Below are 9,852 nucleotides of genomic sequence, written 5' to 3' on the forward strand. Positions count from 1 at the left end.
GCCGTGGGTTCAACAACCCTTGCGGCGCCCGTCGGTGGCCTAGACTCACCGCCATGTCGGGCCCGTGTTCATACCTACCTGCCCCTGGCGCCGGCGGTGGAACCCCCCGTCGCCTGTGCCGCGGGGCCGCCCTGACACTGGTCTTCGCCGGCGTCCTGGCCACCGGGGCCGCCACCGGCTCCTGGGGTGACGCCCCGCACCGCGAGCCGGAGGCCGCCGCGCCGGTGCCGGCCGCACCCGTGGCCGACGCGGCCGACACCCGCGAGGCGGCGGCCGTGGCCGCGGTGGCCGCCGCCGTCCAGGAGGGCCAGTCGGGAGCGGCGGCCCGCGAGGCGGTGAGCCGCAGCGGCGACCGCTGGAGCGCCGTCTACAGCGCCCGCGAATACGAAGGCTTCCGGCAGCGGCTCGACGGCCGCTACGTGGGCGTGGGGCTGGCCGCCCGGCGCGCCCGGAGCGGGCAGCTCGAGGTGGACCGCGTCGAGGCCGGCAGCCCCGCCGCCCGGGCCGGCATCCGCCCCGGCGACCGGCTGCGCACCGTCAACGGCACCCCCACCGCGGGCCGGCCGGTCACCGAGGTGGTGGCCGAGCTCCGCGGCGACCACCTCGGCGACCGGGCCGAGGACACCCCGGTCGTCCTCGGCCTCCAGCGCGGCACCCGGCGGTGGGAACGCACCCTGCGCCGGGCCCGGCTGCGCACCCGGCCGGTGACCGTCGACCGGCTCACCGACCGGCGGCCGCCGGCCACCCGTATCAGGGTCCAGTCCTTCACCAAGGGCACCGGCGAGGAGGTGCGCCGCGCGGTCCGCCGGACCCCCGACGGCGACGGCATCCTCCTCGACCTGCGCGGCAACTCCGGCGGACTGGTCACCGAGGCCACCTCCGCCGCCTCCGCCTTCCTCGACGGCGGCCTGGTGGGCACCTACGACGACCGGGGCGAGCAGCGGGTGCTCGACGCGGACACCGGCGGCGACACCGACACCCCGGTGGTTGTGCTCGTCGACGGCGGCACCATGAGCGCCGCCGAGCTGCTCACCGGCGCCCTCCAGGACCGCGGCCGCGCGGTGGTCGTCGGCTCCCGTACTTTCGGCAAGGGCTCCGTGCAGGTGCCCAGGGAGCTGCCGGACGGCTCGGTCGCCGAGCTGACCGTGGGGCACTACCGGACCCCGTCCGGCAGAAACGTCGACGGAGCCGGAATCGTCCCCGACCTGAACACCGGCGGCGATACCGGCCAGGCCGCCGAGGAGCGGGCCCGCAAGGTATTGAGTGGCCTCGGGGGCGGGTCCTAGTGCGAGAATGGCTGGGCTATGGCTAAGGAAACGGGTCGCAAACTGATCGCGCAGCACAAGAAGGCGCGACACGACTATCACATTCTGGACACGTACGAGTGCGGCCTGGTGCTCACCGGCACCGAGGTGAAATCACTCCGCCAGGGACGTGCCTCGCTGGTCGACGGCTTTGTGCAGATCGACGGTCACGAAGCGTGGCTGCACAACGTCCACGTCCCGGAGTACAGCCAGGGGACCTGGACCAACCACAGCGCCCGCCGCAAGCGGAAGCTGCTGCTGCACCGCGCCGAGATCGACAAGCTGGAGCAGAAGATCCAGGAGACCGGCCACACCATCGTGCCGCTCTCCCTGTACTTCAAGGACGGCCGGGCCAAGGTCGAGGTGGCGCTGGCCAAGGGCAAGAAGGAGTACGACAAGCGGCAGACGCTGCGCGAGAAGCAGGACCGCCGGGAGGCGGACCGGGCGATCTCCGCGGCGCGCCGGCGGCAGCGGGCGTAACCCTCTCCGGCCCGCGGGAATACGCTGGCACGGTCCCGCGTTGTTCCCGTACGATGGCACCTGCACGCTCGCTCGCCGGGTGTGCGCACCTTGATAAAACAACATGGGGATGATCGGTTTCGACAGCGGCTGTCGAAGCAGGGGAAGCGAGCCGAGGAAGCGGCAATGATCTCGTAAACCATATGCCGAAACCAATAATCGCCAACACCAAGCGCGATTCCTTCGCCCTCGCTGCCTAAGTAGCGACTTGCGAAGTGTCAGCCCGGGGCTGTTCCCGACCCGGATCCTGGCATCAGCTAGGGGACTAAACCACTGAGCCCGGCCACGGGACTCGGTGGGAAATCAAACAGTGGCTGAGCCCGTCGGAGACTTGTCCGCGTGATCTCCGGGGCCGAGAAAAGCACAGCGGACTGCGCTCGGAGAAGTCCTGGTTCCGCACCGTTGGACGCGGGTTCGATTCCCGCCATCTCCACTTCATCCCATGTGAGGCGAAGGCCCCGCTGCCAATCCGGCAGCGGGGCCTTCGTCATGTCTCACCCCCGCGAGGCAACCCCGACCGTGATCACGGGCTCTTCACCAGCGACGAGAGGGGATGCCGTGAGCGGGATGCCGAAGCGGGCGGCGGTGGCGATGGCGGTATGCGGCGGGGTGCTGAGCTGCGCGATCGTGGCGGGCCCGGCGTACGCCGACGGCGCCGGCCCGGCCGGTGAGGGGGACCCGTCGCTCTCCCTGATCCTCAACGGGGCCGAGGGAGCCCGCCCCGGCGAGGTCGTCGACCTGGCGCTGGACCACATCGGCACCGCACCGGGCCAGGACACGGCGGTGGCCTCCTCACCGGTGTTCCGCGCCCCGGTCCGCCTCCGCCCCGAGCAGGGGTCGCCCTATGCGGCGCGGGAGCCGATCGTGATGACGGCCAAGCCCGGCACGTACCCGGTCGTCGTCAAGGTCGGCGGCAAGGTCGTGGCACGCGACAAGGTCAAGGTCGTCGCCTCCCAGCGGCCGCGCTTCGAGGTCTCCGCGATGGACACCGACGTGGCCCGGCCCGGGGAGCGGCTGTACCTGGCCTTCGACGACCTCTACCCCGGGGAGACCGGCACGGCGTTCACCGCACGCTCCAAGGCGTTCGCCGCGCCCGTCCGGCTCACCCACGACGACGAGTACGACTGGAACAACCCCAGGATGTTCAGCGCGCAGCCGCACCTGCCGCCGGGCACCCCGGACGGCGTGTACGCGGTGACCGTGACCGGCGGCGACGGCCATCGGGTCACCGAGGCGAAGCTGACGGTACGCGCCGCCCGGTCCGGCGACGGGGACTACGTCGGCAAGGTGCGGAAGCTGGCGTTCTTCGGCAAACACGGGTACCCGGACGCCTCCCGTACGAAGGGCTACCGCCTCAGGTCCGGGGGCGCGGTCAACGTCCTGCTGCGCGACGCCTACCCGGACCCGGGCGAGGAGGACCGGCTCACGGCGACCTCCCCGGCCTTCGCGGGCCCGGTGAAGCTGCGTCGCGACGACAGCAAGGCGGGGGACGGCGACGATCCCCGCTACTACGGACTGGCGAAGACCCGGCGCGGCCTGGAGCCGGGCAGCTACCCGGTCACCGTCGTCAGCCACCACGGGCGGGTGAAGCGGACCGCCCACCTCACCGTCACCAAGGGACCGGCGCACGACTACGAGGACGAGGACGGGGGCGGTGTGCCGGGCGCGGTGTGGGCCGGCGGGGGCGCCGGTGCCGCCGCCCTGCTCGGCGCGGCGGCGGCCGTCCTCGTACGCAAGCGCAGGCGGGCGGCGAACGGCTGACGTGAGGTCAGCGCGCGCCGGGCGGGCCCGCGTTCCACTGTCCCGCCGCGTCCCGCCGCGTTTCGCCCTCCACCCCGGCTCGTCTCCCGCCCCCTATCGTCGCGGCCGCTCCTGCGGGACCCTCACGTGACATGAGCAGACGTGTGAGTGCCACCCAGCGCCCCGCCTCCCTCCGTGCGCGCGCCCGTGCCCGCGCCGGTGCCGGTGGCCGGACCCGCGCCGAGGCCGATGCCGGTGGCCGGAACCATGACCGCCGTGCCGGGGCCCGGGCCGGGGCCGGTGACCATCGGCCCCGCGCCCGTAGCCGCGCCTGGGCCTGGCCGCTGGTCCTCGGCCTGGTCGCCACCCTCACCTGGAGCGCCCCGGCCGGCGCCGACTCCGCCCGGACCGGCGGCGACGACGACCTCAAGAGGGCCATCGACACCATCCTCCAGGACCGCCGGCTGAGCGGTGGCGCCGCGAGCGTGGTCGTCGCCGACGCCGCCACCGGCGACATCCGCTACCAACACCGCCCCGCCGACCGGCTGATGCCCGCCTCCACCACCAAACTGACCACCTCGGCCGCCGCCATGGAACTGCTGGGCCCGGGCTACCGCTTCCGCACCGAGGTGCTCAGCGACGGCCGCCGCCAGGGCTCCGACCTCGTAGGCGATCTGTACCTGCGCGGCACCGGCGACCCGACCATGCTCGCCAAGGACTACGACAAGCTCGCCGCCGACCTGGCCCGCACGGGCATCAAGCGGGTCACCGGGCGGCTCGTCGCCGACGACACCCGCTTCGACACCCAGCGGGTCGGCCGCTCCTGGGCCGCCGACGACGAGTCCGCCTACTACGCGGCCCAGATCTCCGCGCTCACCGTCGCCCCCGACACCGACTACGACGCGGGCAGCGTCATCGTCCAGGCCACGCCCGGGCCGGCTGTCGGCGACAAGCCGAAAGTGACGCTGACCCCCGCCAACGACCACGTACGCGTCGACAACCGGGCCACCACCGTCGCCCGGGGCCGCCCCGGCACCCTCACCGTCGAGCGGCTCCACGGCACCAACACCATCACCCTCACCGGGCAGATCCCCATCGGCGCCCCGGCCACCAAGGAGTGGGTGAGCGTCTGGGAGCCCACCGGTTACGCCGCCGCCGTCTTCGCCGACGCCCTCGCCGACCACGGCATACACGTCACCGGCAAGCCCCGGCTCGGCCTGCCCGCCCCGCCCACCGCCAGGTCGCTCGCCGGCCACCGTTCCATGCCGCTCAAGGACCTCCTCGTCCCCTTCATGAAGCTGTCCAACAACAACCACGCCGAGGTGCTGACGAAGACCATCGGCTACGAGGCGACCGGCAAGGGCACCTGGAGCGCCGGGCTCACCGCCATCAGCGGCTACCTCAAGCGCGCCGGGGTGGACCCGGGCACGCTGCGCCAGGTCGACGGATCCGGCCTGTCCCGTATGAACACCATCCCGGCGGGCGAGTTCGCCACCCTGCTGCTCTCCGTCCGGGACGAACCCTGGTACGCCGACTGGTACGCCGCCCTGCCCGTCGCCTGCGGCCCGGACCGCCTCACCGGCGGCACCCTGCGCTCCCGGATGTGCGGCACCCCGGCGGAGCGCAAGGTCCACGCCAAGACCGGCTCCCTGACCGGCGCCTCCGCGCTCTCCGGGTACGTCACCGATGCGGACGGCCGTGAGCTGGTCTTCTCCATCGTCCTCAACAACTTCCTCGCCCCGTCGGTGAAGAGCGTCGAGGACGCGATCGTGGTCACCCTGGCGTCGTCGCACGCGGACGGCACGGTCGCGGCCCGGCCGCACGTCTCCTTGCGGAACACGGAGCTGCCCGGAGATCTGGAATGCGCCTGGCGGAAACCGGTCCACTGCTGATCCTGCCCCTGCCCCTGGCCTTGCCCCTGCCCCTGGCCTTGACGCACGCGGCCGCCGCCCGCTCTCCCTGCGACGCGGGCGGCGGCGACCGCCTTTTGAGAGCGGATACCGCACACACGCCCGGCGAACGGGCGATCAGGCGGTGGTCACCGTGCGGCGGGTCGCGCCCGCCACGGCCGCGACGAAGGCGAGGGTCGAGGCGAGCGCCGGAGCGGCGTAACCCGCGTCCGCACCGAAGTGCTCCACCGTCCAGCCGCCGGCGGCCGCCCCGGCGGAGATGCCGATGAGCAGGCCGGTGTAGACGGTGGTGATCCCCTCGTTGAGCTGGGCGGACGGCAGCAGCCGCTGGACCAGCGTCATGCCGGTGATCATCGTCGGCGCGGTGGCCGTCCCGACGAGGAACAGCAGCACCGCAAGGGTGCCGAGCCCGTCCGCCGCCAGCAGCACCGGCACGGCCAGCGCCATGGCCGCCACCCCCGCCACGAAGCGCCAGGTGGCCGACGCGCGCACCGGCAGCGCGCCGAAGACCAGCCCGGCCAGGCACGATCCGGCGGCCTGCAGCCCCAGCACGGCACTGCTCGCCGCACCGTGGCCGGCGTGTCCGTACGACTCGACGGTCGCCACCGTGGCGACCTCCATGGAGCCGAACACCGCCCCGGTCGCCAGGAAGGTGATCAGCACCATCCGCAGCCCCGGCAGGCGCAGCGGCGACCGGCCCGGCCCGCCGTCGGCCCCCGCCGCCTCCCCACGGCTCTCCGTACCGACCGCCCCGGCCGTCCCCGGGTTCTTGCGGGGGTGCGGTGGTGGCTCGGTGGCGCGCTGGGCCGCGAAGGCGAGGACGCCGACGACCAGCAGCACGGCCCCGGTCAGCAGCCCGGCCTCCGGGAAGAGCGCGGTGCACAGCACCATCGCCAGCGCCGGTCCGACCATGAAGCACAGCTCGTCGATGACCTGCTCGAAGGAGCCGGCGGTGTGCCGGGCCGCCGCGTCGTCCCGGTGGATCGCCACCCACCGGGCGCGGGTCATGGCCCCCACGCCGGGCACCCCGGCCGTACCCACCACGCAGCCGAACAGCGCCCAGGCCGGGGCCCCGTAGTGCACGCACAGCAGCATCGCCAGCGCCCCGAGGGCGAAGACCCCGGCCGCCGGGACCGCCACCCTCGCCTGCCCGTACCGGTCCACCAGCCGCCCGAGCAGCGGGGACGCGACCGCGGCGACCGCCACGCCGGTCGCCGAGACCGCCCCGGCGAGCGCGTAGGAGTCCCGGGTCAGCGCGATCATCAGCACGTTGCTGACGCCGAGCATCGCCCCGGCGAGCCGGGCGAGCAGCGCGGCGAGCGTGAAGGCGAGCGCCCCGGGCGCGTCGAAGATCCGCCGGTACGGACCGAGCAACGCGCCCCGCCGCCGGGCTGCCTTCGCGCGTGCGGCCGGGCGGCCCCCAGCGCCGGGGAGCGCGCCCTCGGACACCGCGCCAAGTCGGCGACGGGCAGGGACGACAGGCCGCGAGGCAAGGAAAAGGATCACCCGACCACGGTCGCCGGACCGCCCCGCTCCGGTCCAACACCTGACCAGCCCCCATTCACTCACTGGCGTTGTCAATGCCGGACGGGGAAGGATGGGCGGGTGCCCCATGACATAGAGCCGCGACTGCTGCGGTCCTTCACCGCCGTGGCCGAGGAACTGCACTTCACCCGTGCCGCCGCCCGGCTGTTCGTCGCCCAGCAGGCCCTCAGCCGCGATATCCGCCGCTTGGAGGGCGAGTTGGGCGCGGACCTCTTCGTACGCACCACCCGGCAGGTGACCCTCACCCCGGCCGGTGAGCGCCTGCTGCCGCACGCCCGCCGGGTGCTGACCGCCCACGACGAGCTGACCGCCGCCTTCGTCCGTGACGAGCGTCCGCTGCTCGTCGACGTCGGAGCGAAGGTCGGCACCGCGTACCAACTCCTCAGCCGCACCCGGGCCACCGCCCCCGAGCTCGAACTGATCGCCCGCTTCCACACCGGCCTGACCGGCGCGGCCGCCGAGATCCTCGCCGGTCGCCTGGACGTCTCCTTCGGCCGCGTCGCGGGCCTGGCCCCGGCCGTCCTGGCCCGCCTCGACCACCGCCCGGTCCGCTACGAGCCCATGACGGTCCTGCTCCCGGAGGACCACCCCCTGGCGTCCCGGGCCGAAATCCCCCTCGCCTCCCTGGCGGGCGAAACCCTCTACGCGGCGGCAGGCAACCCGCACACGGCGGAATGGACGGACCTCGCGACCCGCCTCTTCGCGGGCCGCGGCATCCATATCGCCGAGCCGTTCCCGGAGATCGACGGCGAGGAGGAATTCATCCGCGTCGTGCGCAAACGCCGCTGGTCCGTCCTGGCCAGCGTCGAATTCATCGAACTCCCCGGCATGGTGCTCCGCCCGATCGTCGACCCGGTCCCGCTCTCCCCGATCTCCCTGGTCTGGCGCAAGGGCCTGCGCCACCCCGGCCTGGACGCCCTGCACCGCACGGTGACCGCCCTGTCCGCCTCCGCGGGCTGGCTGACCCGCCCGCCGGGCTCCTGGCTCCCGGACCCCGACCTTCGGCTGATGTCGCCGGAACGGTGAGCGAGAGCCGGGCATGCTACCGCAGGACTTCATGCCACCATGAATGGGCAGGCGGACCTGCCCACACGGTAGGTAGCGTCGATCCACACACCGACCCGCAACGCCAAGGGGCCAGCAATGAGCGCACAACCTGTTGAGCCTGGCGCGACAGAGGCCTACTACCGGCTTCGCGACCTTGCCGAAGAGATGGTCGACACGGCCGATCGGCGAGGCACCCGGGTGAGGGCCGACGTCGCCGACCAGAGGATCAACATCATCATGATGAGCCCGTCCCCCCGCCACGGAGAGATCGTGGGTCTGCTGACCGAGCAGATCAGAGGCCAGGACCGGGGGGCGGCGGCCATGCCCGAGACCCGCGTGGAGCACCCCGGGCTCGGCCTGTGCCGGACCGCAGACCTGCTCGTCATGTCACGGGACGCGTTCGACGCCCAAGAGGACGACGCGGCCGCCTTCGCTCCCGATGTCGATCTCGCCGTGGAGGTCGTGTCGAAGTCGAACCCGGCCAACGACTACATGGTCAAGCTCCGCGAGTACCCGCGCATGGGCATCCGCGCCTACGCGATCATCGACCCGCGTGACGGCACCATCAGCGTCCACACCGACCCTGACACCATCAGTGGCGAGCCGCAGTACCGCACTCACCAGCGGCACGTGTTCGGCGAGAAGATCCTTATGGGCCAATGGATCGTCGACACGTCCCGCTTCCCCCGATACCGCAGCGGAAGCACTGCCTGACCGGCAGCCGGGTACCCGGCGGTTGACGCTGGGCATGATCGAAAATCGGTGGTCCACCGCACGCCGCCGGCATCATCCTCAAACCAAGGAAGAACCGAAGTACCAGATTCGCGCGCTACACGGAGACCACGGTCACCGTCTACCAGGCGTACCCGCCGGAGATCGGCCTGCCCGCGGCACGGGACGGCCGATTCCCCGCGGCCTGGAAACGGGACCGGATGACCTGGATCAAGCCGTCATTCCTATGGATGATGTACCGCTGCGGCTGGGCGACGAAGCAAGGCCAGGAGACGGTCCTCGCCGTCGAGATCTCCCGCCAGGGTTTCGAATGGGCGCTGCGGAACGCCTGCCTCTCCCACTACGAGCACGGCCTGCACCCCGACCAAGCCGCCTGGAAGCGCCAGCTGAAACAAGCCCCCGCCCGCGTCCAATGGGACCCCGAACGCGACCTCCACCTGCGCCCGCTGCCCCACCGCTCACTCCAACTCGGCCTGAGCGGCGAAGCCGCACACCGATACGCGGATGAGTGGATCGTCTCCATCACGGACGTGACGCCGCTGGCCCGTGAGGTCGGAGCGCTGGTCAAGGAAGGAGACCTGAGCGCTGCCCATCGGAACCTGCCGCTGGAGCGCCCTTACCCGGCCGAGGACGAGCCCTTGGCCCACCTGGCCAGATGAGCTGAAATCCGGGGTCGCGGGTCATGCCCGGAGAGCCCTTGTCAGGAGCGGCCGCGGAGTCATTGCGTAACGGTGCCGTCAAATTTGATGAATGGGTGTACCGATGCCAGCTGTCCGACAAGATGAACCATTTCTCTTGGGTTCACTCCGGGCAGGGAGAGGAATTTCCACGGGCTAACGTCCAAGGGCATCACTGCCATCCTCTGTGTGCTCTTCAACACCACCATGCAGCGAATATCTCTAGAGCGCAGTCTGTACGCCAGCATGGGGACCAAGTATGCATCGTCGAAGTCTTGGTGATTGCGGCTCATCCACTCGACGTTGCCTTCGTGTGCGATGCTGGCATCCTTGGCCGATTTCATCAAGGTGACCGCAAGGCCTGGCGGCAACCTCTTT

The 9,852-nt window shown here is 72.0% G+C and carries 8 protein-coding genes, 1 other RNA gene and 1 pseudogene; 8 read left to right on the top strand and 2 right to left on the bottom strand.

Annotated elements, in window-relative coordinates; translation table 11 throughout:
* Nucleotides 1-53: 53 nt before the first annotated feature.
* From AC4BDD_RS18565 to dacB, 5 genes are all read left to right on the top strand, one after another.
* Nucleotides 54-1,286 carry a S41 family peptidase gene (locus tag AC4BDD_RS18565; protein WP_490686566.1) on the top strand — a complete coding sequence of 411 codons (1,233 nt, stop codon included), beginning with the start codon at nt 54-56 and terminating at the stop codon, nt 1,284-1,286.
* Between the two features lie 18 nt (nt 1,287-1,304).
* Nucleotides 1,305-1,784: an SsrA-binding protein SmpB gene (smpB, locus tag AC4BDD_RS18570; protein WP_490686567.1), complete on the top strand. Its 480-nt coding sequence runs from the start codon at nt 1,305-1,307 to the stop codon at nt 1,782-1,784.
* A gap of 105 nt (nt 1,785-1,889) precedes the next feature.
* Nucleotides 1,890-2,259, top strand: a transfer-messenger RNA (tmRNA) gene (gene ssrA, locus AC4BDD_RS18575).
* 131 nt (nt 2,260-2,390) lie between these two features.
* Nucleotides 2,391-3,584 carry a hypothetical protein gene (locus AC4BDD_RS18580; RefSeq protein WP_490691837.1) on the top strand — a complete coding sequence of 398 codons (1,194 nt, stop codon included), beginning with the start codon at nt 2,391-2,393 and terminating at the stop codon, nt 3,582-3,584.
* Nucleotides 3,585-3,715: 131 nt separating this feature from the next.
* Nucleotides 3,716-5,455, top strand: a complete 1,740-nt coding sequence (dacB, locus tag AC4BDD_RS18585; RefSeq protein ID WP_490686568.1) for a D-alanyl-D-alanine carboxypeptidase/D-alanyl-D-alanine endopeptidase — start codon at nt 3,716-3,718, stop codon at nt 5,453-5,455.
* Between the two features lie 135 nt (nt 5,456-5,590).
* Here dacB and AC4BDD_RS18590 read toward each other — a convergent pair whose 3' ends face one another.
* Nucleotides 5,591-6,922: an MFS transporter gene (locus tag AC4BDD_RS18590; RefSeq protein WP_490686569.1), complete on the bottom strand. Its 1,332-nt coding sequence runs from the start codon at nt 6,920-6,922 to the stop codon at nt 5,591-5,593.
* Between the two features lie 156 nt (nt 6,923-7,078).
* Between AC4BDD_RS18590 and AC4BDD_RS18595 the strand changes: the two genes are divergently transcribed.
* The 3 genes and pseudogenes from AC4BDD_RS18595 to AC4BDD_RS18605 all read left to right on the top strand — a co-directional run bounded on the left by AC4BDD_RS18595 (nt 7,079) and on the right by AC4BDD_RS18605 (nt 9,456).
* Nucleotides 7,079-8,044: a LysR family transcriptional regulator gene (locus tag AC4BDD_RS18595; RefSeq protein WP_490686570.1), complete on the top strand. Its 966-nt coding sequence runs from the start codon at nt 7,079-7,081 to the stop codon at nt 8,042-8,044.
* Nucleotides 8,045-8,161: 117 nt separating this feature from the next.
* Nucleotides 8,162-8,779 carry a Uma2 family endonuclease gene (locus AC4BDD_RS18600; RefSeq protein WP_490686571.1) on the top strand — a complete coding sequence of 206 codons (618 nt, stop codon included), beginning with the start codon at nt 8,162-8,164 and terminating at the stop codon, nt 8,777-8,779.
* 34 nt (nt 8,780-8,813) lie between these two features.
* Nucleotides 8,814-9,456: pseudogene (locus tag AC4BDD_RS18605) on the top strand (DUF4291 domain-containing protein).
* A 59-nt stretch (nt 9,457-9,515) separates the two neighbouring features.
* Here AC4BDD_RS18605 and AC4BDD_RS18610 read toward each other — a convergent pair.
* Entirely contained in the window at nt 9,516-9,818 is a 303-nt protein-coding gene (locus AC4BDD_RS18610; protein WP_490686572.1) for a hypothetical protein, read from the bottom strand.
* Nucleotides 9,819-9,852: the final 34 nt, after the last annotated feature.

The organism is Streptomyces sp. JLBT605 (genome assembly GCF_058215555.1).

What these genes read in the sequence shown, in the direction of transcription:
- AC4BDD_RS18580 (WP_490691837.1), top strand. Translation starts at nt 2,391, where the DNA reads ATGCCGAAGCGGGCGGCGGTGGCGATGGCGGTATGCGGCGGGGTGCTG.
- AC4BDD_RS18610 (WP_490686572.1), bottom strand. Translation starts at nt 9,818, where the DNA reads ATGAAATCGGCCAAGGATGCCAGCATCGCACACGAAGGCAACGTCGAG.
- dacB (WP_490686568.1), top strand. Translation starts at nt 3,716, where the DNA reads ATGAGCAGACGTGTGAGTGCCACCCAGCGCCCCGCCTCCCTCCGTGCG.
- AC4BDD_RS18565 (WP_490686566.1), top strand. Translation starts at nt 54, where the DNA reads ATGTCGGGCCCGTGTTCATACCTACCTGCCCCTGGCGCCGGCGGTGGA.
- AC4BDD_RS18600 (WP_490686571.1), top strand. Translation starts at nt 8,162, where the DNA reads ATGAGCGCACAACCTGTTGAGCCTGGCGCGACAGAGGCCTACTACCGG.
- smpB (WP_490686567.1), top strand. Translation starts at nt 1,305, where the DNA reads ATGGCTAAGGAAACGGGTCGCAAACTGATCGCGCAGCACAAGAAGGCG.